The sequence below is a fragment of the Pseudomonas sp. B21-054 genome (genome assembly GCF_026016345.1).
Classification (GTDB): Bacteria; Pseudomonadota; Gammaproteobacteria; order Pseudomonadales; family Pseudomonadaceae; genus Aquipseudomonas.
The window spans coordinates 279,575-304,441 of sequence record NZ_CP087204.1 but is presented as its reverse complement, the minus strand read 5'-3'; the positions used below and the strand labels follow the sequence as shown (position 1 = coordinate 304,441).

General features: G+C 61.0%; 23 protein-coding genes. 19 read left to right on the top strand and 4 right to left on the bottom strand.

Annotated features, from left to right (window positions below; all coding sequences use genetic code 11):
- The first annotated feature begins 85 nt into the window (after positions 1 to 85).
- The 5 genes from gshA (at position 86) to tauD (ending at position 5,495) form a co-directional block, all read left to right on the top strand.
- Positions 86 to 1,669: a glutamate--cysteine ligase gene (gene gshA, locus LOY70_RS01320; RefSeq protein ID WP_265032628.1), complete on the top strand. Its 1,584-nt coding sequence runs from the start codon at positions 86 to 88 to the stop codon at positions 1,667 to 1,669.
- Positions 1,670 to 1,968: 299 nt separating this feature from the next.
- Entirely contained in the window at positions 1,969 to 2,946 is a 978-nt protein-coding gene (tauA, locus tag LOY70_RS01315; RefSeq protein WP_265032627.1) for a taurine ABC transporter substrate-binding protein, read from the top strand.
- Between the two features lie 25 nt (positions 2,947 to 2,971).
- Positions 2,972 to 3,766: a taurine ABC transporter ATP-binding subunit gene (gene tauB, locus LOY70_RS01310; RefSeq protein WP_123345619.1), complete on the top strand. Its 795-nt coding sequence runs from the start codon at positions 2,972 to 2,974 to the stop codon at positions 3,764 to 3,766.
- Complete coding sequence (gene tauC / locus LOY70_RS01305; protein WP_265032624.1) at positions 3,763 to 4,602, top strand: taurine ABC transporter permease TauC; 840 nt, start codon at positions 3,763 to 3,765, stop codon at positions 4,600 to 4,602. The genes tauB and tauC overlap by 4 nt, the downstream gene beginning before the upstream one ends.
- A 50-nt stretch (positions 4,603 to 4,652) precedes the next feature.
- On the top strand, positions 4,653 to 5,495 hold the full coding sequence (gene tauD, locus LOY70_RS01300) for a taurine dioxygenase (protein ID WP_265032622.1): 843 nt from the start codon (positions 4,653 to 4,655) through the stop codon (positions 5,493 to 5,495).
- 162 nt (positions 5,496 to 5,657) lie between these two features.
- Here the strand turns inward: tauD and mgrA are convergent, their stop codons facing one another.
- Positions 5,658 to 6,695 carry an L-glyceraldehyde 3-phosphate reductase gene (mgrA, locus tag LOY70_RS01295; protein WP_265032620.1) on the bottom strand — a complete coding sequence of 346 codons (1,038 nt, stop codon included), beginning with the start codon at positions 6,693 to 6,695 and terminating at the stop codon, positions 5,658 to 5,660.
- Between the two features lie 199 nt (positions 6,696 to 6,894).
- Positions 6,895 to 7,785 (bottom strand): LysR family transcriptional regulator, encoded by an 891-nt coding sequence (locus tag LOY70_RS01290; protein ID WP_265032618.1) that lies wholly within the window; start codon positions 7,783 to 7,785, stop codon positions 6,895 to 6,897.
- Between the two features lie 132 nt (positions 7,786 to 7,917).
- Between LOY70_RS01290 and LOY70_RS01285 the strand changes: the two genes are divergently transcribed.
- Positions 7,918 to 8,658, top strand: coding sequence for an SDR family oxidoreductase (locus LOY70_RS01285; protein WP_265032616.1), 741 nt, complete (start codon positions 7,918 to 7,920; stop codon positions 8,656 to 8,658).
- Between the two features lie 12 nt (positions 8,659 to 8,670).
- Here the strand turns inward: LOY70_RS01285 and betT are convergent, their stop codons facing one another.
- Positions 8,671 to 10,632, bottom strand: coding sequence for a choline transporter BetT (betT, locus tag LOY70_RS01280; RefSeq protein ID WP_185046006.1), 1,962 nt, complete (start codon positions 10,630 to 10,632; stop codon positions 8,671 to 8,673).
- A gap of 450 nt (positions 10,633 to 11,082) precedes the next feature.
- On the opposite strand from betT, the gene LOY70_RS01275 reads away from it, so the two are divergent.
- The 12 genes from LOY70_RS01275 to LOY70_RS01220 all read left to right on the top strand — a co-directional run bounded on the left by LOY70_RS01275 (position 11,083) and on the right by LOY70_RS01220 (position 23,459).
- Positions 11,083 to 12,075 (top strand): D-cysteine desulfhydrase, encoded by a 993-nt coding sequence (locus LOY70_RS01275; protein ID WP_265032615.1) that lies wholly within the window; start codon positions 11,083 to 11,085, stop codon positions 12,073 to 12,075.
- A gap of 309 nt (positions 12,076 to 12,384) precedes the next feature.
- Positions 12,385 to 13,185, top strand: coding sequence for a cystine ABC transporter substrate-binding protein (tcyJ, locus tag LOY70_RS01270; protein ID WP_123414858.1), 801 nt, complete (start codon positions 12,385 to 12,387; stop codon positions 13,183 to 13,185).
- Complete coding sequence (tcyL, locus tag LOY70_RS01265) at positions 13,185 to 13,850, top strand: cystine ABC transporter permease (RefSeq protein WP_123414857.1); 666 nt, start codon at positions 13,185 to 13,187, stop codon at positions 13,848 to 13,850. The genes tcyJ and tcyL overlap by 1 nt, the downstream gene beginning before the upstream one ends.
- A gap of 3 nt (positions 13,851 to 13,853) precedes the next feature.
- Positions 13,854 to 14,615 carry an L-cystine ABC transporter ATP-binding protein TcyN gene (gene tcyN, locus LOY70_RS01260; RefSeq protein WP_265032612.1) on the top strand — a complete coding sequence of 254 codons (762 nt, stop codon included), beginning with the start codon at positions 13,854 to 13,856 and terminating at the stop codon, positions 14,613 to 14,615.
- A 507-nt stretch (positions 14,616 to 15,122) separates the two neighbouring features.
- Positions 15,123 to 15,890, top strand: coding sequence for a hypothetical protein (locus LOY70_RS01255; RefSeq protein ID WP_265032610.1), 768 nt, complete (start codon positions 15,123 to 15,125; stop codon positions 15,888 to 15,890).
- Between the two features lie 435 nt (positions 15,891 to 16,325).
- Entirely contained in the window at positions 16,326 to 17,567 is a 1,242-nt protein-coding gene (locus LOY70_RS01250; RefSeq protein ID WP_265032608.1) for an SfnB family sulfur acquisition oxidoreductase, read from the top strand.
- Positions 17,568 to 17,590: 23 nt separating this feature from the next.
- Positions 17,591 to 18,784 carry an SfnB family sulfur acquisition oxidoreductase gene (locus LOY70_RS01245; RefSeq protein WP_265032606.1) on the top strand — a complete coding sequence of 398 codons (1,194 nt, stop codon included), beginning with the start codon at positions 17,591 to 17,593 and terminating at the stop codon, positions 18,782 to 18,784.
- Positions 18,784 to 20,166, top strand: coding sequence for an LLM class flavin-dependent oxidoreductase (locus LOY70_RS01240; protein ID WP_265032604.1), 1,383 nt, complete (start codon positions 18,784 to 18,786; stop codon positions 20,164 to 20,166). Before LOY70_RS01245 ends, LOY70_RS01240 begins: the two co-directional genes overlap by 1 nt.
- 14 nt (positions 20,167 to 20,180) lie before the next feature.
- Entirely contained in the window at positions 20,181 to 20,990 is an 810-nt protein-coding gene (locus LOY70_RS01235) for a MetQ/NlpA family ABC transporter substrate-binding protein (RefSeq protein WP_265032602.1), read from the top strand.
- Between the two features lie 2 nt (positions 20,991 to 20,992).
- Positions 20,993 to 22,117 (top strand): methionine ABC transporter ATP-binding protein, encoded by a 1,125-nt coding sequence (locus tag LOY70_RS01230; protein ID WP_265032600.1) that lies wholly within the window; start codon positions 20,993 to 20,995, stop codon positions 22,115 to 22,117.
- Positions 22,107 to 22,751, top strand: a complete 645-nt coding sequence (locus tag LOY70_RS01225) for a methionine ABC transporter permease (RefSeq protein ID WP_025211262.1) — start codon at positions 22,107 to 22,109, stop codon at positions 22,749 to 22,751. Before LOY70_RS01230 ends, LOY70_RS01225 begins: the two co-directional genes overlap by 11 nt.
- Before the next feature lie 81 nt (positions 22,752 to 22,832).
- Positions 22,833 to 23,459 (top strand): class I SAM-dependent methyltransferase, encoded by a 627-nt coding sequence (locus LOY70_RS01220; protein ID WP_265032595.1) that lies wholly within the window; start codon positions 22,833 to 22,835, stop codon positions 23,457 to 23,459.
- Between the two features lie 174 nt (positions 23,460 to 23,633).
- On the opposite strand, the gene LOY70_RS01215 is transcribed toward LOY70_RS01220, so the two are convergent.
- The gene (locus LOY70_RS01215; RefSeq protein ID WP_265032593.1) at positions 23,634 to 24,200 is read right to left on the bottom strand and encodes a transporter substrate-binding domain-containing protein; all 567 of its coding nucleotides are present in this window, start codon (positions 24,198 to 24,200) and stop codon (positions 23,634 to 23,636) included.
- 133 nt (positions 24,201 to 24,333) lie between these two features.
- Between LOY70_RS01215 and LOY70_RS01210 the strand changes: the two genes are divergently transcribed.
- Positions 24,334 to 24,759, top strand: a complete 426-nt coding sequence (locus tag LOY70_RS01210) for a DUF4399 domain-containing protein (RefSeq protein ID WP_265032591.1) — start codon at positions 24,334 to 24,336, stop codon at positions 24,757 to 24,759.
- Positions 24,760 to 24,867 lie beyond the last annotated feature (108 nt).

Here is a 24,867-nt window from a genome sequence, read left to right as displayed (position 1 = left end):
GCGAAAACGCCAGTTTCAACTTCACCCTTGTAGACCGTCTTGCCCACCCCCATATTGGGGCGACTGACGCGTGAAGGAATTCAACTTGAGCGACCTTTTAAACCGCCGCCTGGCCCTGCTCGGCGAGCGCGCCAACCTCTCCCTGCTCGAGCAGTGCCTGCACGGTATCGAACGTGAATGCCTGCGTGTCACGGACAATGGGCGCCTGGCGCAGACACCGCATCCCAGGGCCCTGGGTTCGGCGCTGACCAACGAACAGATCACTACGGACTATTCCGAGTCGCTGCTGGAGTTCATCACTCCGGCCTTGGCCGACCCGGCCGATACCTTGCGCAGCCTCGACAAGATCCACCGGTTTGCCTACAGCAAACTTGGCGACGAGTACTTGTGGAGCCCGTCGATGCCGTGCCCACTTCCGGCGGAAGAAGACATCCCGATCGCGTATTACGGCACCTCGAATATCGGTCGACTCAAGTACGTCTACCGTAAGGGCCTGGCCCTGCGCTACGGCAAGACCATGCAGTGCATCGCCGGGATCCACTACAACTTTTCCCTGCCGGAAAAGCTCTGGCCCTTGCTCCGGCAGGCTGAAGGCGTCGAGGCCAGCGACCGCGACTTCCAGTCGTCGGCCTACATCGCGCTGATTCGCAACTTCCGTCGCTACAGCTGGTTGCTGATGTACCTGTTCGGTGCCTCGCCGGCCCTGGACGCCGGCTTCCTGCGCGGCCGCCCGCACCAGTTGGAACAGCTGGACCCGGACACTTTGTACCTGCCCTACGCCACCAGCCTGCGCATGAGTGACCTGGGTTACCAGAGCAACGCCCAGGCCGGCCTGACGCCGTGCTACAACGATCTGGCGAGCTACACCGACAGCCTGCGCAAAGCGGTCGCAACGCCCTACGCGCCCTACGTCGAAGTCGGCACTCACCAGAACGGCGAGTGGGTGCAGCTCAATACCAATATTCTGCAGATCGAAAACGAGTACTACTCCAACATCCGTCCCAAGCGCGTGACCTACACCGGCGAGCGTCCGATCCAGGCCTTGATGGCCCGGGGTATCCAGTACGTCGAAGTGCGCTGCCTGGACATCAACCCGTTCCTGCCGATGGGCATCGACCTCACCGAGTCGCGCTTCCTCGATGCGTTCCTGCTGTATTGCGGCCTCAATGACAGCCCGCAGCTGGAAAACAACGAATGCGGCAACGCCACGAACAACTTCCTGACCGTGGTCAAGGAAGGGCGCAAGCCCGGCCTGCAATTGCAGCGCCAGGGTCAAGCGGTGGACATGCAGGCCTGGGCCGTCGAATTGCTGGAAAAAATCGCCCCGCTGGCCTCGTTGCTTGACCAGAGCCAAGGAGGTGATGCTCACCGCCTGGCACTGGACGCGCAATTGGCGAAAGTCCGCGATCCGGCCCTGACCCCCTCCGCCCAGGTGCTGGCCGCCATGGCCGAACACCAGGAAAGCTTCGCCCAGTTCTCCTTGCGCCAAAGCAAGGCCCACGCCGAGTTCTTCCGCGCCGAGCCTTTGCCTGACCAGGAGCAGACGGCATTTGAAACAGCCGCCCGTGAATCCCTGGTTCAACAAGCCGAGTTGGAGCAGAACGAGGTGGGGGATTTCGATGTGTTTGTAGGTTCGTATCAGGCGAGTATTCTGGCGATCAGTAACTGATCCCCTCATGAATCATTCCCATGTCTTACATGGGAATGATTTTGTGGCGAGGGGATTTATCCCCGTTGGCTGCAAAGCAGCCCTCGACGGTTCACCTCGGTGTCTCAGTCAACTCTCATTCGACTGATTTGGGGTCGCTTCGCAACCCAGCGGGAATAAATACCCTCGCCACAAAAGCTGATGCTTGCACAGATTTTTTCGCTGACAAGCTCATTCTAAAAAGTTATTTATTTTTGAGTTCTTAGATCATTTAGTCTCCTCAAACGCCGAACATCCGGCGGCCTGTTGAGGAGCTTCCCATGACATTGAGTTTCCCCCTTCGCCTTCTCGCGGCCGCCTCCCTGGCCGTGACGAGTTTTTTTGCCCAGGCAGCCGACCTGACCGTCGCCTACCAGACCACCGTCGACCCGGCCAAAGTCGCCCAGGCCGACGGCGCCTATGAAAAAGCCACCCAAGCCAAGATCGACTGGCGCAAGTTCGACAACGGCGCCGACGTCATCACCGCCATTGCCTCGGGCGATGTGCAGATCGGCTACCTCGGTTCCAGCCCGCTGACCGCCGCCATCACCCGCAAGGTCCCGGTGGAAACGTTCCTCATTGCCACCCAGATCGGCGCCGCCGAGGCCCTGGTGACCCGCAACGGTTCCGGGATCAACACCCCACAGGACCTGATCGGCAAGAAGATCGCCGTGCCATTCGTTTCCACCGGCCACTACAGCCTGCTCGCCGCGTTGAAGCACTGGAACATTGACCCATCGAAAGTCACCATCCTCAACCTGGCACCACCGGCCATCATCGCCGCCTGGAAGCGCGGCGACATCGATGCCACCTACGTCTGGGACCCGGCCCTGGGCGTGGCCAAGGAAAACGGCAAGGTCTTGATCACCTCTGCGGAACTGGCCCAGTTCGGCGCGCCGACCTTCGACGCCTGGATCGTGCGCAAGGACTTCGCCCAGAAGCACCCTGAAATCGTCACCGCCTTCGCCAAAGTCACCCTGGATGCCTACGCCCAGTACCGCAAGGACCCACAAGCCTGGCTGGCCGATGCGTCCAACGTCGACAAACTGGTGAAACTCTCCGGTGCCAAGGCCAGTGATATCCCGCTGCTGTTGCAAGGCAACGTCTTCCCCCTGGCGGCCGATCAGGTCGTAAGCCTCGGCGCTCCGACTACCAAAGCCATCACCGACACCGCCGCCTTCCTCAAGGAGCAAGGCAAGGTCGAAGCTGTGCTGCCGGACTACGCGCCTTTTGTCAGCGCCAAATACATCACCCAGTGATCGCACACTAGAAGGAGTCACGGCGATGGCCTTGCTACAGCTGGAGCGCATCAGCGCACAGTACCCCGGTGCGACGGACCCCGTGCTGGCGGACATTTCACTGACCCTGGGACCCCAGCAATTGCTGGTGGCCCTCGGCCCGTCCGGCAGTGGCAAGACTTCGCTGTTGAACCTGATCGCCGGGTTCGTCGAGCCCAGCGCCGGGCAGATCACCCTCGACGGTGTCCCGGTTTTGGGGCCGAGTGCCGAGCGCGGCGTGGTGTTCCAGGACGACGCGCTGCTGCCCTGGCAGGACGTGCTGGCGAACGTGGGTTTCGGCCTGGAACTGGCCGGGATCCCCAGGGAAAAACGCGAAGCCCGCGCCAGGGAAATGCTCGCCTTGGTGGACCTCGCCGGTTTCGAGCGACGCCGCGTCTGGCAGCTCTCCGGCGGTCAGAAGCAGCGCGTCGGCCTGGCCCGGGCATTGGCGGCCGAGCCACGCGTGCTGTTGATGGACGAACCGTTCGGTGCGCTGGACGCCTTTACCCGCGAGCAGATGCAGGAACTGTTGCTGCAAGTCTGGCAGCGCACCGCCAAACCGGTATTCCTGATTACCCATGACATTGAAGAAGCGGTCTTCCTCGCCACCGACTTGATTTTGCTGGCACCGAACCCGGGGCAGATCGTCGAGCGTCTGAGCCTGGATTTCGGCCAGCGCTACGGCGCCGGGGAATCGGCGCGGTCGATCAAGTCCGACCCGCGCTTTATCGAAACCCGCGAGCATGTACTCGCCAAAGTGTTCTCCCAACGCAGCGCCACACGGCCACAGGAGCGCGCATGAACAGCTATGGAATTCCTGCCGAGATCACTGCAACCGCGGCCAAGCGCCCGGTCAACGGTTCGAGGCTCACCTTGAGCACGCGGTGGATCAGCGGCTTGACCCTGATCGCGCTGCTGGCCGTTTGGTGGGCCGTCACCGCCAGCGGCTTGATCGAGCCCTTGTTCCTGCCCTCGCCGTCCGCCGTGCTGCAAAAAGGCTGGCTGCTGGCGACCAGTGGCTACATGGACTCCACCCTCTGGCAGCACCTGGGCGCAAGCCTTGAACGGATCGGCCTGGGCCTGTTGTTTGCGGTGCTGACGGCCGTGCCGGTGGGCATCGCCATCGGCGCCAACCGGATCGCACGGGGCGTATTCGATCCGCTGATCGAGTTCTACCGGCCGATCCCCCCCTTGGCGTACCTGCCATTGATCGTGATCTGGTGCGGCATCGGTGAGTTGTCCAAAGTGCTGCTGATTTACCTGGCGATTTTCGCCCCAATTGCGATCGCCACCGCCACCGGCGTGCGCACCGTCGATCCGGCCAAGTTACGTGCCGCGCAGTCCTTGGGCGCCACACGGGCCCAGTTGATTCGCCATGTGATCGTACCCAGCGCCTTGCCGGACATCCTCACCGGTATTCGCATTGGCCTGGGCGTCGGTTGGTCGACGCTGGTGGCAGCCGAGCTGATTGCCGCCACCAGTGGCCTGGGGTTCATGGTGCAGTCAGCGGCGCAGTTCCTGGTCACCGATGTGGTGGTATTGGGAATCCTGGTGATCGCATTGATCGCCTTCGCCATGGAAATGGGCTTACGCGCCCTGCAACGCAAACTGGTGCCATGGCACGGCCAGGCTCACTGACAGTAAATGACCACGCCGACCATTCGGCGCCCCATTGCGAGAACGCGACGATGAACCGCCCGACCGTTACCCCTTTGAGCACCGCCCTCGGTGCGCAGATCAGCGGGATCGATATCCGCCAACCGCTGAGTTTGGAAGATCGCGATATCATCGAGCAGGCTTTGCTTGAACATCAGGTGTTGTTCTTTCGCGACCAGCCAATCGAGCCGGTACAGCAAGCGCGTTTCGCCGCGTATTTTGGCGATCTGCACATTCATCCGATCTACCCCAACGTGCCGGAGCAGCCCGAAGTCCTGGTGCTCGACACCGCTGTCACCGATGTACGCGACAACGCCGTGTGGCACACCGACGTGACCTTTCTGCCGACGCCCGCCATGGGCGCGGTGCTCAGCGCCAAGCTGCTGCCGGCATTCGGTGGCGATACGTTGTGGGCCAGTGGCATCGCGGCTTACGAGGCCTTGTCGGCGCCGTTGAAGCGTTTGTTGGAAGGCCTGACGGCGACCCACGATTTCACCCGGTCCTTTCCCTTGGAGCGTTTTGGCAACACCGCCGAAGACCTGGCGCGCTGGGAGGAAGCGCGACGGAAAAACCCACCGCTGTCCCATCCGGTGATCCGCACCCATCCGGTGAGCGGGCGTCGGTCTCTGTTCGTCAATGAAGGCTTTACAACGCGGATCAACGAGCTGTCGGAGACTGAAAGCGAGGTGATCCTGAAACTGCTGTTCGCCCACGCCACCCGCCCGGAGTTCACCCTGCGCTGGCGCTGGCAGGTCAACGACGTGGCGTTTTGGGATAACCGCGTGACCCAGCATTTCGCCGTGGACGACTACCGCCCGGCCCGGCGGGTGATGCATCGAGCGACGGTGCTGGGGGATGTGCCGTTTTTTCGCTGAATCGCTATGGAATCACCTTTGTGGCGAGGGGATTTATCCCCGCTGGGCTGCGTAGCGGCCCTAAAACCTGCACGCACGATCTGAAAGGCAGACCGTGCTGAGCTGTTCCTGGGGCTGCTTCGCAGCCAGCGGGGATAAATCCCCTCGCCACAGGGGGGTGTGTTATTCCGCCGACGAAGGCTTCTCCCAAAGATTGATCCCGCCTTCCTGGGCAAACCGGTCGATTTGCGCCAGCTCTTCGGCACTGAAGCTCAGGTTCTTCAGCGCCCCGACATTCTCGATGATCTGCTCCGGCCGGCTGGCGCCGATCAGGGCGGAGGTGACCCGGGGATCGCGCAAGGTCCAGGCCAGGGCCATTTGTGCCAGGCTTTGTCCGCGTCGCTGGGCGATCTCATTGAGGGCGCGCACATGGGCGATGTTCTCCTCCGACAAATGCGCAGCCTGCAACGAGCCACCACCCGGACGGTTGACCCGTGCATCCGCCGGAATGCCCTTAAGGTATTTGTCAGTCAGCAACCCTTGGGCCAGCGGAGTGAAGGCGATCACGCCGGCGCCCAGTTCGTCGGTGGCATCCAGCAGGTCTTTTTCCACCCAGCGGTTGAGCAGGTTATAGGCCGGCTGGTGGATCAGCAGCGGGACTTTCCACTCTTTGAGCAGCGCCGCCATTTCCCGGGTCTTCACCCCGGAATACGAGGAAATACCGATGTACAGCGCCTTGCCCTGCTGCACCGCAGTGGCCAGTGCACTGGCGGTTTCTTCCAGTGGCGTATCGGGGTCGAAGCGGTGGGAATAGAAGATATCCACATAGTCCAGGCCGAGGCGTTGCAGGCTCTGATCGAGACTGGCGAGCACATACTTGCGCGAGCCACCGCCCTGGCCGTAAGGGCCCGGCCACATGTCCCAACCGGCCTTGCTGGAGATGATCAACTCATCGCGGTACTGCTGGAAATCTTCGCGCAGCAACCGGCCAAAATTGATCTCGGCGCTGCCATAGGGCGGGCCGTAGTTGTTGGCCAGGTCGAAGTGGTTGATACCCAGGTCGAACGCCGTGCGCAGCAACGCGCGCTGGGTGTCGATGGGCGTGCTGTCGCCGAAGTTGTGCCACAACCCCAGCGACAGCGCCGGCAGCACCAGCCCGCTGCGACCGACGCGGCGGTAAGGAATGGACTCGTAGCGGTTTTCGGCAGCGGTGTAGGTCATCGAATAGGCTCTCTGTTCGGACGGCGGTTGGCAGACGCTAACATTTCACAGACGCATTGGTCAGGCTGAAAGTTCGCATATCGTCGTGGGATCGGACTTGCTCGCGAAAGCGGTGTGTCAGTTCGCGGTGATATTGGAGTGCCGACGCCTTCGCGAGCAAGCTCGCTCCCACAGGGGATTTTCAGTGTCAGGAATCACCTTAACGAGCCTGCGCAAACACTTCCGCCACCCAATCCACGAACACGCGAACCCGTGGCGACATGTGGCGGTTGTGCGGATAAAGCACCGACACCGGCATGGACGGCGGTGGGGTGGCGGTGAGGACTTCCTGGATCATTCCCTGCCGGATCGGTTCTTCCATTCGGTAATGCGGGCATTGGATCAGGCCCATGCCGGCGATGGCCGAGGCGGCGTAGATCTCGGCGCCGGACACCGACAACGAGCCCCCGATCGGCACCTCCTTGAGTTCGCCATCGACCATGAACTCGAACGGATAGAGTTTGGCGGTGGTCCGCGAGACGTAATTCACCGCCCTGTGATGCTTCAAGTCATCGAGGCTCTTCGGCTCGCCATACTGGCGCAGGTAACCGGGGCTGGCACAGGTGATCTGGCGAAGATTGGCGACACGTCGGCCGATCAATGACGAATCCGCCAGCGTACCGGAGCGCAGCACGCAATCGACGCCCTCGGCAATCAGGTCGACGAAACGATCCGCCTCGCTGATGAACAGTTCTATTTCGGGGTAGCGGGCCATGAATTGCGGCAACGCCGGAATCACGAAGTACCGCGCCTGGGTGCCATGCAGGTCCACCCTCAGCTTGCCTTTGGGCGCCACACCGCGAAACGCCAGTTCGGCCTCTTCAAGCTCCGCCAGCAATTGCACGCAGCGTGGGTAGTAGGCTTCGCCGTCGAGGGTCGGGCGCACCTTGCGGGTGCTGCGCTCCAACAAACGAACACCCAGCCAGGCTTCGAATTGATTGAGCGTGTGGGTCAGCGTGGCCCGGGGCATATTCAAGTCTTCAGCGGCCAGGGTGAAGCTGCTGCGCTCGTATATGCGGACAAACACTCTCATCGCCTTGACCTGGTCCATCTGAATCCTGCCCCACCGATTGTTGGAAAATATTGAACAGTCAAGGCAACTCTCTTGCATTTATCGCCAAGAGTAAACATGTGAATCTGTCCTCAACCCATCACACATTTCAACAGCAAAGGACCCCTTCACATGACTGTTCAAAATTCGAAAGTTGCCATCGTGACCGGCGCCTCCCGCGGCATCGGAGCAGAGATTGCCAAGCAATTGGCCAGCGAAGGCTTTGCCGTGGTCATCAATTACGCCAACAGCGCCATCGAAGCCTCGAAACTGGTGGTTCAACTGCGCCAGGCCGGCCACCAAGCCATAGCGGTCAAGGCAGACGTGTCCTCCTCCGCGGATGTGCGGCGGATGTTCGATGAAACCGAAGCGAAACTGGGCAAGGTCGATGTGTTGATCAACAACGCCGGCATCCTCAAGGTCATGCCCCTGGCGCAGCACAGCGACGAATTGTTCGACCAGACATTCGCCATCAACACCCGCGGCACGTTCAACACCCTGCGCGAAGCCGCGACCCGCCTGAACGACGGTGGCCGTATCGTGAATTTTTCCAGCAGCACCGTGGGCCTGAACCTGCCCGGCTACTCGGTGTACATCGCCAGCAAGGCGGCGGTGGAATCCCTGACCCAGGTGTTCGCCAAGGAACTGCGCGGTCGGCAGATCACGGTCAATGCCGTGGCCCCCGGTCCGGTCGCGACCGAACTGTTCATGCACGGCAAGAGCGAAGAACAGGTGCAGCACTACGCCAAGATGCCGCCCCTGGAGCGCCTCGGCCAGCCACAGGACATCGCCCGCATCATCACCTTCCTGGTGGGCCCGGACGCCGATTGGGTGAACGGGCAGATCCTGCGGGCCAACGGTGGGCTCGTCTGAGACTCGGGCCGATCAGCGCACCAGGTGCAGGAACTGCATGTGTCGCTCGTACTGGTCGAGGATGTCGTTGATGACCTGTTCCTTGGTGTAGCCCACCAGGTCGTAATCCTGGCTGCCTTCGCTCAAGTGCACTTCGGCGCGGTAGTAACGGCGGTTGTTGAGCTCCTTGGAGCCCATGCCGCCGCGGGCAAAGGACGGCGTGAAGTAGCCGCGCATCTGCACCTGGTAGATGAACGGATGCTGCTCGCCGTGACCGATTTCCAGGCTGACGCTGTCGTTGGCCGGGTCTGGCTGGGTCACGACCGTCAGGCCCTTCTCGGCGAACACAGCCTTCACTTCTTCGATGGCCGGGCGCACCGTCGTATCGAGGAAACGGTACACCTCGTCACGGGACGGAAAATGCACCGCTTGGCTCAAGCGCTGGCGCCAGCCACCCGTACCCCGGCGTGAGCCGGACACCGGCGCCAGGGAATGCAATTGCGCGATCTGCTTCTGGGATTCCAGGTAGAACGCCTTGTGCAGGCCCCACATCATCAACAGCAGGATCAGCGAGAACGGCAGGGAAGTCAGTACCACCGCCGACTTCAAGGCATCGATGCTACCGGAGAACAGCAACGCGCTGGTCACCAGGGCGGTCATTGCGCCCCAGAACACCCGCAGCCATTTCGGCCCGTCTTCGTCGGGGTTGCCGCCTCTGGCCGACAGCGTCGAAAGCACCACGGTGCCTGAGTCGGCGGACGTGACGAAGAACACGAAACTGATAAACACCGTGACCGCGATGACGGTCTTGCTCCACGGGTAGGTTTCCAGCAGCAGGTACAGGCTCATCGACGGGTTTTCCAGGGCGGACATGCCCAGGGCACTCATGCCATGGTTCAGCACCTGGTCGATGGCGCTGTTGCCGAAGATCGACATCCACGCCAGGGTGAAACCCAGGGGAATCAGCAGCACGCCAAACACGAATTCGCGGATGGTGCGGCCACGGGAAATCCGCGCGATAAACAGCCCCACGAACGGCGACCACGCGATCCACCAGGCCCAGTAGAACACCGTCCAGCCGCCCAGCCAGTCGCTGGGCTTGTTGTAGGCGTACAGGTCGAAACTTTTCATCGGCAAGGCGCCGAGGTAATCGCCGATGTTCTGGATCAACGTGTTGAGCAAGTGCTGGGTGGGCCCGGCGAACAGCACGAACAGCAACAAAGCGCAGGCCAGCAGCATGTTGATGTCGGACATGACCCGCACGCCTTTGTCGACACCGGCCACCGCGACGATGATCGCCGCGCCCATCATCAGCACGATCAGGCCGACCTGGATCCACTGGGTGTGAGCGACGCCGAACAGGTAATCGAGCCCGGAGTTGAGGTGCAACACGCCAAAGCCCATGTCCGCGCCGAGGCCGAACACGGTTGCGATGATGCCGAAGCCGTCCACCGCGTAGCCGATGGGGCCGTTGATGCGTTTACCGATCAGTGGGTACAGCGCCGAACGCAGGGCCAGCGGCAAATTGTGCCGATAGGCAAAGTACGCCAGGGCCATGCCGACGAAAGCGAACACACCCCAACCGTGCAGCCCCCAGTGCAAAAACAGAATCTGCATGGCCTGGCGCGCCGCATCAGCGGTACCGGCCTCGCCCTGGGGCGGCTGCACCAAATGGGTGAGCGGCTCGGAGACGCAGAAGAAAAACAACGTGATGCTGATGCCGGCGGCGAACAACATGCCGGCCCAGGACAAGTAACTGAATTCGGGTTCGTCGTGGTCGGCACCGAGCTTGATCTTGCCGTAGCCGGACAAGGCGGTGACCACCACGAAGACCAGATACAGGGTCATCGCCAGCATGTAATACCAGCCGACCGTATTGGCCGCCCAGTTCTGCGCCGCCAGCAGCCAGGCGCCGGCTTGCTCCGGCACGGCAATCACCACCAGGCCGAACAGCAGGATGAAGGTCGCCGCGAAGTAAAACACCGGCGGATTCATGCGGACCAGGCCGCTGGGTGGCAGGGACGAGGCACTCATGGGCGAGGCCCCCCGGGCAGCGAAACAGCGAGGGTCGAAAACGGACTCGGCAAAAGCAAGCCTCCTTATTGTGAGCGGGCAGCAAACCGACGGTTTAACTTGAATGAACGTTCAAGTTAAACATGAATAGGCAGCTAAGGACTAATCCCAGGGCTCGACGGCGCATTTCCTACGCAGGCCCACGGGAAGGTATGACGCTGCCTGTGGAGCATTCGTTCAGTGTTCAAAGACATGTGCTCTGCCAAACACAGACCCTGTGGGCGCGAGCATGCTCGCGATGACGGGCTGACATTCGACATCTTTATTGACGGGTATACCGCCATCGCGAGCAAGCTCGACCCCACATGCCGGTTGCCCACGAATATCCGCGTGCCTATAGTCCAGGCATCTCCTACAACCAGTACGGACCCCATGATCAAACAACAGCTGGCCCGCTTTAATCGTCTCGACCTGCTTGGCCACCCGACCCCATTGGAAAAACTCGACCGTCTCTCCACCTGGCTCGGTCGCGACATCTATATCAAGCGCGACGACCTGACGCCCCTGGCCCTGGGCGGCAACAAACTGCGCAAGCTCGAATACCTCGCGGCCGATGCCCTGGCCCAAGGCGCCGACACCCTCATCACCGCCGGCGCGATCCAGTCCAACCATGTGCGCCAGACTGCCGCCCTGGCGGCGAAGCTGGGCCTGGGGTGCGTGGCCCTGCTGGAAAATCCTATCGGCACCGAGGACGGCAATTACCTGGGCAATGGCAACCGCCTGCTGCTGGAGCTGTTCGACGCCAAGGTCGAACTGGTCGAAAACCTGGACAACGCCGACGATCAACTACAGGCCCTCGCCGATCGCCTGCGCAACAATGGCAAAAAACCCTATGTGGTGCCGATTGGCGGTTCCAACGCCTTGGGCGCGCTGGGCTATGTGCGTGCGGGCCTGGAACTGGCCGAGCAGATCAAGGACACCGGTCTTGAGTTCGCCGCCGTGGTGTTGGCCTCGGGCAGTGCCGGAACCCACAGCGGCCTGGCACTGGCGCTGAGCGAAGCGCTGCCGACGCTCCCCGTCATTGGCATAACGGTTTCGCGCAGCGAGGAAGACCAGTTCCCGAAGGTCCAGGGCCTGGCCGAGCGCACTGCCCAACTGCTGGAGGTTGCTCTTCCAGACGCGTTCAAAGTGAACCTGTGGGACGAATATTTCGCCCCCCGTTACGGCGAGCCAAACGCCGGGACCCTGGCAGCGGTCAAGCTGCTGGCCAGTCAGGAAGGCCTGTTGCTGGACCCGGTCTATACCGGCAAGGCCATGGCCGGGCTGCTCGATGGCATTGGTCGCGACCGTTTCGACGAAGGTCCGATCATCTTCCTGCACACGGGCGGCGCGCCGGCGTTGTTTGCCTATAACGCAGTCTTCTGAAGAGGTGGGAAACCCTCATGTAGGAGCGAGCTTGTTCGCGATGAGGGTGTGTCAGCGCAATGGAATTCGGCTGGTCCACCGCTATCGCGAGTAAGCTCGCTCCCACAGGAAGTCATTCCAAATAGGCATATATGGTTGATTTAATATTATTTTCCAATCTATAAAGACCCTCTTATAGTCTCGCCGCAGGCGTATTTGCCGCGAGACGCCCAGCCTGCTTTAAGGCAGGATGTGGCAATCTTTTCGGATCGCGGCTACGCCTTATCTCAGCCAAAATAACCTCTTCATAAGAAAACACAGGGGCTTGTCATGAATTTTTCCGCATTACGTCGCAACCTGTTGGTAGGTTCGCTAGGCCTGGCATTGAGCGCCGGCCTGTTGGGGCAAGCGGTTGCCGGTGAGCAACTGCAGAAAATCAAGGATGCGGGCGTCATCAACGTCGGCTTGGAAGGCACTTACCCGCCATTCAGTTTCGTCGACGCCGACGGCAAGCTGGCCGGTTTCGAAGTGGAGTTTTCCGAAGCCTTGGCTAAAGAGTTGGGTGTGAAGGTCAAGCTGCAATCGACCAAGTGGGATGGCATCCTGGCTGCGCTGGAATCCAAGCGGCTGGACGCCGTCATCAACCAGGTCACCATTTCCGAAGAACGTAAGAAAAAATACGATTTTTCTGAGCCTTACACCGTCTCCGGTATCCAGGCGCTGGTCCTGAAGAAGAACGAAGAGAAGCTCAACATCAAGGCCGCAGCCGACTTGGCTGGCAAAAAGGTCGGTGTAGGGCTGGGCACCAACTACGAACAGTGGCTCAAGGATAACGTGCCGAAAGCTGATATCCGGACCTATGAGGATGATCCGACCAAATATCAGGACCTGCGAATCGGCCGTATCGATGCGATTCTGGTGGACCGTCTCGCTGCGTTTGAACTGGCAAAAAAAGCCCCGGATACCGCCGTCGCCGGTGACGCATTTTCCCGTCAGGAAGCAGGTGTAACCCTGCGTAAAGGCGAACCTGAGCTACTGGCAGCGGTGAACCAGGCCATTGAAAAGTTGCGCGCGGACGGCACCCTCAAGAAGCTGTCCGAGAAGTACTTCAACGCTGACGTCACCCAATAATGGAAGCAAAGTTACAACTTATCCTGGACTCCACGCCCTTCCTGCTTCAGGGCGTGTATTTCACCGTGGGCTTGAGCCTGGGCGGGATGTTTTTTGGCTTCCTGCTCGGCTTTGGCCTGGCATTGATGCGCTTGTCGCGATTCAAAACGCTGAGCTGGATCGCCCGTGTGTACGTATCGTTCTTTCGCGGCACGCCGCTGCTGGTGCAACTGTTCATGATGTATTACGGCTTGCCGCAAGTGGGCATTGAGTTAGACCCAATACCTGCAGCGCTGATTGGCCTCTCGTTGAACATGGCAGCCTACATTTGCGAAACCCTGCGAGCTGCCATCAGTTCTATCGAACGCGGTCAGTGGGAAGCGGCTGCCAGTATCGGCATGACCCGTGTGCAAACGTTACGTCGAGCTATCCTGCCGCAGGCCATGCGTACCGCCTTGCCTCCGTTGGGCAATAGCTTCACATCGTTGGTGAAGGACACCTCGTTGGCGGCTACCATTCAGGTCCCTGAGTTGCTCCGGCAGGCACAGTTGGTTTCCGCCCGAACCTTTGAAATATTCGCCATGTATCTGTCTGCCGCATTGATCTATTGGTTTCTGATCAGCGTTCTTGCACATGTGCAGAACCGCTTGGAAGCCCGGGTCAATCGGCATGACCAGGAGTCCTGACCCATGATTGTCGTGGAAAAACTGACAAAGCAGTTCAAGGGTCAGGTGGTGCTCAACGGCATCGACTTGAAGGTTGAAGAAGGCGAGGTGGTTGCGATAATCGGCCCCAGCGGCTCGGGTAAGACCACCTTCCTGCGTTGCCTGAACTTCCTCGAAGAGCCTACCAGTGGCCGGATCAAGGTCGGCGACATCGAGATCGATGGCAGTCGCCCGCTGAACCAGCAACAAGGCCTGGTGCGCCGTTTGCGCCAGCAGGTGGGCTTCGTGTTCCAGAACTTCAACCTGTTTCCCCATCGCACCGCGCTGGAGAACGTGATCGAAGGTCCCTTGGTGGTGAAAAAGATTCCGCGTGCCGACGCCGAAACCCTGGGCCGCAAACTGTTGGCCAAGGTAGGTCTCTCTGGCAAGGAAGGCGCCTACCCACGGCGCCTCTCCGGCGGCCAGCAGCAGCGCGTGGCGATTGCCCGGGCGCTGGCGATGGAACCTGCGGTGATCCTGTTCGACGAGCCGACCTCGGCCCTCGATCCGGAACTGGTGGGCGAAGTCCTGGCGACCATTCGCGGCCTGGCTGAAGAGAAACGCACCATGGTCATCGTGACCCACGAAATGGGCTTCGCCCGGGACGTGGCCAATCGCGTGGTGTTTTTCGACAAAGGTGTGATCGTCGAACAAGGCGAAGCCAAGGCTTTGTTTGCAGCCCCCAAGGAAGAACGCACTCGACAGTTTCTCAGCAAGTTCCTATCGGCCGGACACGGCGGCCAGTAAGTTATGTATGACGACATCACTTCCAGGGATGGAAGTCATGTCAACTTACAACAACGCGCCCCCACTCCCGGGAAGTTGCAAAGAAACAACTTGCAACTTCCAAACGACTTAACACCCTCAGCTCTTTGGGGTGCGGTATATACATACCTCTCGCAATATACCCCTCCAGACCAAGCTCCAATCCATGTTAGCTGCCCGACTTCTGCACGCCACCGGGCAACGGATAAACCGAGGAAAAGATCACCGGGCGCCGCGTATTCTTAACATGAGCACGTAGGAGGTTTCTGAAGCGTTTCACAATGAACCATTCAGCAAGTGCCTCTATTGACACTGAAACTATTGAGCCCTTATCTAGTGACCAACAAGCAATGCACATTAATTTAGTTCTGCGCGGTGATTATCCACCTGCAGCCTCTATGACGGCGCAAATTATAAATAGGTCGCGATGATCAAGCGCCTTTGATCTTCCCGAAATGGACTTCGTTTTCAAGTATCAAGGAGAACACCATGACATGTACGTCGAACATTGCTGAACTGTCCGCGCCCATCCTGGCCAATGCCCACCCTACTGGTATCAACCTCACCAGCGCCGCTCATCTGGAGGTCGCCATTGCCCCCTACCCCGGCATGGACGCGGGCGATCTGATCGAACTGTTCTGGGACAACTGTTACGTGGGCTCTCGCCTGCTGACGCAAACGGACGTACAGGGCAACGTCACAATGCGGGTACCAGAGAGCTTCATCGTCAACGGCACCTCGCGCATCCACTATCGCGTGATGCAGGTCGGACGCGGGCCGGCGCTGTCAGCCACGCAACGGGTGCAGGTGAAGCTCGACTGCCCCGGTGGCCAACCGTCAGCCCTGAGCGGCGATGAAAACCAGGGCCTGGCGCCGGTGCGCATTCCCGGCACCATCCGGCGCCAAGGGGTGAACCCGAACCAGGTCAAGCGCGGCGTACCCGTGACGATCGAACCCTACCTGAACATGGCCGCCGGCGATGCGGTCACCCTGCGCTGGGGCGATGTGCGCATGGATCTGCCGCCGGTCAAACCGGCCGAGGTTGGCCAGCCGATTCATATCTGGGTGCCGCCGCAGATCATTCTGGAAGCAGGCGAAGACCTGCGTCTGGAAGTGACCTACTGCATCATTGATCGGGTGGGCAACAACTCCCATTGGGCACCGCCGCGAACGCTGAAGATCGCGTGCGCCAATCCGTATCTGAAAAAGCCCGCGAAAGAGGTGCTCATGGCAGCCGAGTCTCTTCGACAAAAGTAAGCGCTACTGGACAGCTTTTTGTTGATCGTTCCCACGCTCTGCGTCACCTGCCAGAAGCGGAACTCGGAGCGCCCCTGGCAGCATTCCCACGCAGGAGCGTGAGGAACGATCAATCCATGTTAGCCATCTATCACTTTCCATGAAGAGAGCGGTCACCGCGTCTTCGACGCAATGGGCGCTGCGCACCCAAGCGGGAGCAAGCCCCCTCGCCACGCCTCACTCGGCAAAAGCCCTCTATTGATATTCCTAAAAGTTAGTTCAAAAATAATTTATACACGCTTAGGGTATATACACCGGACCACCGGACATCCTTGATTTTGACGCGCCGCATTCATCGCGGCGTTTTCCGAAAAGATGTGAGGTGGGTATGGTACGGAACACAATCACCCCAGTGCAGTTCGCCACGGCACTGCCTGCAGCCACGGAGTGGCTGTAATGTCGGATTTGGCGCAAGCAAAGCTCCAGAGCGACCTGGACATCGCACCGTTGCTGTTGCCCGCACAGGTGCTGCGCAACGATGCCGAGGCGATCAAAGCCGCCCATGAACTGGCGCAGGTCGCCCGTCAGCAGGCCGCGCGGCGTGATCAGCAGCGCAAGCTGCCCTGGTCAGAGATCGAACAGTTCACCCGCACGGGGCTAGGCAGCATCACCATCCCCCGGGAATACGGCGGCCCGCAGGTTTCGTTCGTCACCCTTGCCGACGTGTTCGCGATCATCTCCGCTGCCGATCCGGCCCTTGGGCAGATTCCGCAGAACCAATTCGGTGTGCTCCAGCTGATTCTCGGCACGGGCACCGAACGGCAGAAAGAAGTCCTTCTGCAGAGCGTGCTCGAAGGCTGGCGCATCGGCAACGCCGGGCCGGAACGAGGCACCCGCAATACCCTGGAACTCAAGGCACGGATCAGCGCTGACGGTGACGGTTTTGTCATCAGCGGACAGAAGTTCTATTCCACCGGCGCGCTGTTCGCCCACTGGGTGGCGGTCAAGGCGTTGAATGACCAGGGTCGCCAGGTCTTGGCGTTCGTTCGCCGCGGCACTCCGGGGCTGCGCATCGTCGACGACTGGTCGGGCTTCGGCCAGCGCACCACGGCCAGCGGCACCGTGTTGCTGAACAATGTGCGGGTCGACGCTGAACTGGTACTGGATAACTGGCGCATCAATGAGACGCCAAATGTGCAGGGTGCGATCTCGCAACTGATCCAGGCCGCCATCGATGCGGGCATCGCCCGTGGTGCCATTGACGATGCCATCACCTTCGTTCGCGAACGGGCGCGGCCCTGGATCGACGCCAAGGTCGACCGCGCCAGTGACGACCTCTACGTGATTTCCGACATCGGCAAACTGAAAATCGAACTGCACGCCGCCGAAGCACTGTTGCGCAAAGCCGGACGAGTGCTGGACCAGGTCAGCGCCGCCCCGATCACCGCGCAATCGGCCGCCCGCGCCTCGATTGCGGTGGCCGAGGCCAAGGTGCTCACCACCGAGATCGCCCTGCAAGCCAGCGAAAAGCTGTTCGAGCTGGCCGGCAGCCGCGCCACCCTCGCCGAATTCAATCTCGATCGCCACTGGCGCAACGCGCGGGTCCACACCCTGCACGACCCGGTGCGCTGGAAGTATCACGCGGTGGGCGCCTACCACCTGAACGGCACCTTACCGGCCCGGCATTCCTGGATCTGACGACCCGACCTCTGGAGCAGTACATGACGTTTTCTCAACATGTCGCGGTGATCACCAGCGATGAACAAGCCCTGATCGTGGCCAGCGACCTGGCCGACGATTTCAAGCGCGACAGCGCCCTGCGCGACCGTGAGCGTCGCCTGCCACACCCGGAACTGGAGGTTTTCTCCCGCTCCGGCCTGTGGGGCATCAGCGTGCCCAAGGCCTATGGCGGCGCAGGGGTTTCCAACGTCACGCTGGCCAAGGTCATTGCGCTGATTGCTCAGGCCGACGGCTCCCTGGGGCAGATTCCGCAAAATCATTACTACGCCCTGGAAGTGCTGCGGGTGAACGGCAGTGAGGCGCAAAAGCAACGCCTGTACGCCGAAGTGTTGGCCGGCCAGCGATTCGGCAATGCGCTGGCCGAACTGGGCACCAAGACCGCCCACGACCGCACGACCCAACTGCGCCGCGACGGCGAGGGCTATCGCATCAACGGCCGCAAGTTTTACGCCACGGGGGCGATCTACGCCCAGCGCATCCCTACGTCGGTGGTGGATGAAAACGGCGTGCAGCAACTGGCCTTCGTCCCTCGCGACAGCAAAGGCCTGACGGTCATCGACGACTGGAGCGGTTTCGGCCAGCGCACCACGGGCAGCGGTTCAGTGGTGTTCGAGGACGTCTATGTCTCTGCCGAAGATATCGTGCCGTTCCAGAGCGCCTTCGAACGTCCGACACCGGTGGGGCCGCTGGCGCAGATTCTTCACGCGGCCATCGACACCGGCATCGCCCGCGCCGCCTATGAGGACGCCTTGCACTTTGTCCGCAGCAAAACCCGGCCCTGGATCGACGCCACCAGCGACGTTGCCACCGAAGACCCGCATACCCTCAAAAGCTTCGGCCAACTGAGCATCCGCCTGCACGCCGCCGAAGCACTGCTGGAGCGCGCCGGCGAGTTTCTCGACCGGGCCCAGGCCAATCCCCAGGCCGACACGGTCGCCGCCGCCTCGATTGCCGTGGCCGAAGCCCGCGCCATCAGCACCGAGATTTCCCTCGCCGCCAGCAGCACCCTGTTCGAGTTGGCCGGCAGCCAGGCGACCCTGGCTGAGCATGGCCTGGATCGCCACTGGCGCAACGCCCGGGTGCACACCCTGCATGACCCGGTGCGCTGGAAGTATCACGCGGTGGGCAATTTCTACCTCAACGATGAAAAGCCGCCGCTGCGGGGGACCATTTGATGGCCCACGGCAAGAAAAAAATCCTGCTCAACGCGTTCAACATGAACTGCATCGGGCACATCAATCACGGCTTGTGGACCCATCCCCAGGACACATCGACCCAGTACAACACCCTCGAATACTGGACCGCCCTGGCGCAACTGCTCGAGCGCGGACTGTTCGACGGGCTGTTCATCGCCGATATCGTCGGCGTCTACGACGTGTACCAACAGTCGGTGGACGTCACTCTGAAAGAGTCGATCCAGCTGCCGGTCAACGACCCGCTGCTGCTGGTCTCGGCAATGGCCGCCGTCACGAAGAACCTGGGCTTCGGCCTCACCGCCAACCTGACCTACGAACCGCCCTATCTGTTTGCCCGACGCATGAGCACCCTCGACCACCTGAGTCGCGGCCGGGTCGGCTGGAACATCGTCACCGGCTACCTGGACAGCGCCGCCAAAGCCATGGGCCTGACCGCACAAGTCGAGCATGACCGCCGCTACGACCAGGCCGATGAATACCTGCAAGTGCTCTACAAACTGTGGGAGGGCAGCTGGGAAAACGACGCGGTGATCAATGATCGCCAGCAGCGGATCTATGCGCAGCCGGAGAAAGTGCACAAGGTCCGGCACCAGGGAGAGTTCTATCAGGTCGAGGGCTATCACCTGTGCGAACCGTCGCCCCAGCGCACGCCGGTGCTGTTCCAGGCCGGCAGTTCGGAGCGCGGCTTGTTGTTTGCCGGGCGGCACGCCGAGTGCGTGTTCATCAGCGGCCAGAACAAACCGGCGACCAAGGTCCAGGTGGACAAGGTGCGTGCCAGTGCCATCGAGGCCGGGCGCAACCCCGAGGACATCAAGGTATTCATGGGCCTGAACGTGATCGTCGGCGAGACCGAGGCGGCCGCCTGGGCCAAGCACGCCGAGTACCTGGGCTACGCCAGCGCCGAGGCTGGGGTGGCGCATTTTTCCGCGTCGACGGGGATCGATTTTTCCCAGTACGAACTGGACGAGCCGATCCAGTACGTGAAAAGCAACGCCATCCAATCCGCGACCAAAACCCTGCAGAACAATGATTGGACCCGGCGCAAATTATTGCAGCAACACGCCCTGGGTGGTCGCTACATCACGGTGGTGGGCTCGCCCGAACAGGTGGCCGATGAGCTGGAGTCTTGGATTGCCGAAACCGGCCTCGATGGCTTCAACCTGACTCGCATCGTGACGCCGCAAAGCTATGTGGACTTCATCGACCTGGTGATCCCCGAGTTGCAGCGACGCGGCTCGTACAAGACCGGATACGACACCGGCACCCTGCGGGAAAAGCTGTTCCGCGCAGAGGCCCATTTACCCGAACAACACACCGGTTCGACCTACCGCCAAAAAGCCCATGGCTCAATTAATCAATGACTGGAATATCCGACATGACCCAGCAATTCCTGACCCTGCCAGTCAAAGCACTGGCGCTGGCCCTTGGCCTGTTCAGCTCGGCGCTGTTTGCCGCCGATGCACCGCTGAAAATCGGCACCACCGCCGCGTTCGCCATTCCCCTGGAGGCGGCCGTGGAAGAGGCCGGCAAGCAGGGCCTGAAGGTCGAGCTGGTGGAGTTCAGCGACTGGATCGCGCCAAACGTCAGCCTCGCCTCTGGCGATATCGACGTGAATTACTTCCAGCACATCCCCTTCCTGGAAAACGCCAAGGCCGCCGCCGGGTTCGATCTGGTGCCCTTTGCACCGGGGATCATCAACAACGTCGGCCTCTATTCGAAAAAATACAAAAGCTTCGACGAATTGCCCAAAGGCGCGACTGTCGCCATCGCCAATGACCCGATCAACAGCGGTCGTGGCCTGCAACTGCTGGCCAAGGCCGGGCTGATCACCCTCAAGCCAGGCGTGGGCTACAAGGCCACCGAAGACGACATCGTCGCCAACCCGAAGCAACTCAAGATCCTGCAGGTCGAAGCCGTGCAACTGGTGCGCGCCTATGAAGACGCCGACCTGGTACAGGGCTACCCCGCCTACATCCGCCTGGCCAAGACTTTCGATGCCACGTCGGCCCTGCTGTTCGATGGCCTCGATCACAAGGAATACGTGATCCAGTTCGTCATCCAGCCCAAGAGCAAGGACGATCCACGCTTGATCAAGTTCGTCGACATCTACCAGCACTCGCCTGCCGTGCGCGCCGCCTTGGACAAGGCCCACGGCAAGCTCTATCAGGCCGGCTGGGAAGGTTGACCATGAACGCCGTCAACGCTCGACTCAGAGATGAAGCCCCCGCGCCCCAGAGTGCCGAACACACCGAACTGCATCCGGAGCTGAACCGGGCCCATGTGCGGTTTATCGGCCTGGGCAAGACTTACAGCGGCAGCCAAGGCCCGGTGGCTGCGCTGCACGGCATTGACCTGGCGATCCAGCGCGGCGAGGTGTTCGGTATCATCGGCCGCAGCGGCGCCGGCAAGTCATCGCTGATCCGCACCATCAACCGTCTGGAACAACCCACCCGCGGACGGGTGCTGATCGATCAGGTGGACATCGGCGAATTCGATGAAGACCGCCTGGTGGAACTGCGTCGGCGCGTCGGCATGATCTTCCAGCACTTCAACCTGATGTCGGCCAAGACCGTGTGGCAGAACGTCGAGCTGCCGCTGAAAGTCGCCGGCGTGCCCAAGGAACAACGCCAGCAGAAAGTTCGCGAGCTGTTGGAGCTGGTGGGTTTGCAAGGCAAGCACCAGGCCTACCCGGCGCAGCTCTCGGGCGGGCAGAAGCAGCGCGTCGGGATCGCCCGGGCGCTGGTGCATGATCCACAGATTCTGTTGTGCGACGAGGCCACATCAGCCCTGGACCCGGAGACCACCCAGTCGATCCTCGGCCTGCTGCGCGAGATCAATCAGCGACTGGGCCTGACCATCGTACTGATCACCCATGAGATGGCGGTGATCCGCGAAGTGTGCGACCGGGTGGTGGTGCTCGAGCAAGGGCGGATTGTCGAGCAGGGGCCAGTCTGGGAGGTGTTCGGCAACCCGCAGCACGAGGTCAGCCGGACCCTGCTGGCGCCCTTGCAACACGCCATACCGGAAGAACTGCAAGGTCGCCTGCAGGTGCAACCCGCATCGGCGGATGCCGCCACTGTACTGCGCCTGCAATTCACCGGCATCGGGCGGGAAGAACCGGACCTCGCGGCCTTGTTCAACGCCCTCGGTGGTCGGGTGCATCTGCTGCACGGCGGCATCGAACGGATTCAGGGCCACGGGCTGGGGCAATTGCTGCTGGCGGTGAGTGGCTCGTCATGGGGCGCCGAGGAACTGCGCCAACGGGCGGGCAATTGGGCGCAACGGGTGGAGGTGCTGGGTTATGTGGTTTGATCGGTTATTGCAGGGTTTCATCGACACCTTCCTGATGGTCGGCGTGTCGTCGTTGATCGCGTTGCTGGCAGGCATTCCGCTGGCGGTGATTCTGGTCACCAGCGGCAAGGGCGGGATCTATGAAGCGCCCGCCCTGAATCGCGCCCTGGGCGCATTCGTGAACCTGTTTCGCTCGATCCCCTTCCTGATTCTGATGGTGGCGTTGATTCCGTTCACGCGGCTGATTGTCGGCACCACCTACGGCGTTTGGGCCGCGGTGGTCCCCCTGACCATCGCCGCCACACCGTTCTTCGCCCGCATCGCCGAAGTCAGCCTGCGGGAGGTCGACCATGGCCTGATCGAAGCGGCCCAGGCCATGGGGTGCCGGCGCTGGCACATTGTCTGGCACGTGCTGCTGCCCGAAGCACTGCCGGGCATCGTCGGCGGTTTTACCATCACGCTGGTGACCATGATCAACTCCTCGGCCATGGCCGGCGCGATCGGCGCCGGTGGCCTGGGGGACATCGCCTACCGGTACGGCTACCAGCGTTTCGACAGCCAGATCATGCTCACGGTGATCGTGTTGCTGGTGGCGTTGGTGGCGGTGATTCAACTGGGTGGGGACCGATTGGCGCGGGGCTTGAACAAGCGCTAGGCGGCGTTGGCCGATGCCAATGGGGGCGTGAGTCTGCTTGCGGTATAGTCGGCTGACGCTCCCTACCCAAGTCCCCGAACCATGAAACACACCCCCGACGACCTGCAGACCATCACCGCCACGACCCTGGGCCATTACAATGCGGTCGCCGACAGCTTCCGTGAAGGCACTCGCGATCACGACGTCAGCCAGAACATCGACGCGTTGCTGCGGCACATTCAAGCCGAGGCACCGTTGCACATCCTGGACTTCGGCTGCGGCCCCGGACGAGACCTGCGAACGTTCACCGCCATGGGCCACGTGGCGGTGGGCCTCGATGGCTCGGCGGAATTTGCCCGGATGGCGCGCCAGGACAGCGGGTGCGAAGTGTGGCAACAGGACTTTTTGAAACTCGACCTGCCGGCCGAACGTTTCGACGGGATCTTCGCCAACGCCGTGCTGTTTCATATCCCGGTCCAGGAACTGCCTCGGGTGCTGAAACAACTGCATGCCACGCTCAAGCCCGGGGGGGTGCTGTTCAGCTCCAACCCTCGGGGCGAAAACCAGGAAGGCTGGAACGGCCAGCGCTTCGGCGCTTATCACGACCTAGCGGCCTGGCGCACGCTGCTCAACGAGGCAGGCTTTGTGGAGCTGGAGCATTACTACCGGCCGGCGGGACTGCCACGGGAGCAACAACCCTGGTTGGCGAGTGTCTGGCGTAGACCTTGAAATCCCCCTGTGGCGAGGGGATTTATCCCCGCTGGGGTGCGCAGCGCCCCCCATGCAAGCGATGCAATCATTCAGACACACCGGGCAACGGCTGTTTGGGGCTGCTTCGCAGCCCAGCGGGGATAAATCCCCTCGCCACAAAAAACAGCGCTTGAGTCCGATCTTTAATCGCTGTCAGTCCTGCTTCCCCAACCACTTCTGCGACAACTGCTCCAACCGCCCATCCTCCTTGATCCGCGCCAGGGCGTTATCCAGGCTGGCCTTGAACGCCGGGTTACCCTTCTGGAACGGAATCACCAGGTTCGGCGCCGGCTCGCTCTTTTCTTCCGGCTGGAAAGACTGCGCCATGACCAGCGGACGTGGCGTCTCATCCTTACTCGCCAGCAATTGTGCATCCGGCTGACTGTAAACGGCGCTGGTGTCGAAACGTTCCGCCAGTTCCGGGGTCATTGCTATGTGGTTGATGGCCACGTCGTACTTGCCGCTTTCCACTCCGGACAGCAGGTCACCGGAATCGGTGACCACGAAATCGGCCTGTACATCGAGTTCACGGGCCAGCATTTGGCCCAGTTCCACTTCGAAGCCGGCGAGCTTGCCGTCTTCCTTGAAATTGAAAGGCGCGGTATTGGCCTCGAGGGCAATGCGCAGTTCGCCACGGTCATTGATGTCGTCGATCAGTTCGGCATGGGCCAGAGGGCTCAACAGGGGTAGCAGGCAGATCAGGCCAGGCAGGAAACGCATGGTCACTCCTTTGTATTTATACAAGCGACGCTCGTTTCAGGTTCGCTTTGCTATGGTTGTTGCAGGCTTCGACAACGATTGGTCATGAAGTTGTGATGGCCAGGCGTATTTCATGGAAAAACTGGAGAAAAAAATGAAAAGCTTTATGTCTCGTGCCGCGTTGGCCGGTCTGTTGCTGAGTACTTCGATGCTGGCGGCAGCCGCTACCCCCGCTCCCAAAGGCGCAGAGGTATTCATCGTTTCACCGGAAGACGGCGCCACCGTTGCTCAGGAATTCAAGGTCAAGTTCGGCGTCAAGAACATCGCCCTGGCTCCGGCAGGTGATGTAACCAAAAACACCGGGCATCATCATCTGCTGATCGATGTCGACAAACTGCCCGCTGAAGGCGCACCGATTCCGACCGACGCCAACCACATGCACTTCGGCAAAGCGCAGACCGAAGCCACCATCAAGCTGGCCCCGGGCAAACATACCTTGCAGCTGATATTGGGTGACAGCGGCCATATGCCGTTCCATCCGACGATCGTGTCCAAGAAGATCACCGTCACCGTGAAGTAACGCAGCACTGGCTGGCACACCCCCCCTGTGGGAGCGAGCTTGCTCGCGATAGCGCCGGTTCAGTTAGCATATTTATTTACTGACACACCGCTATCGCGAGCAAGCTCG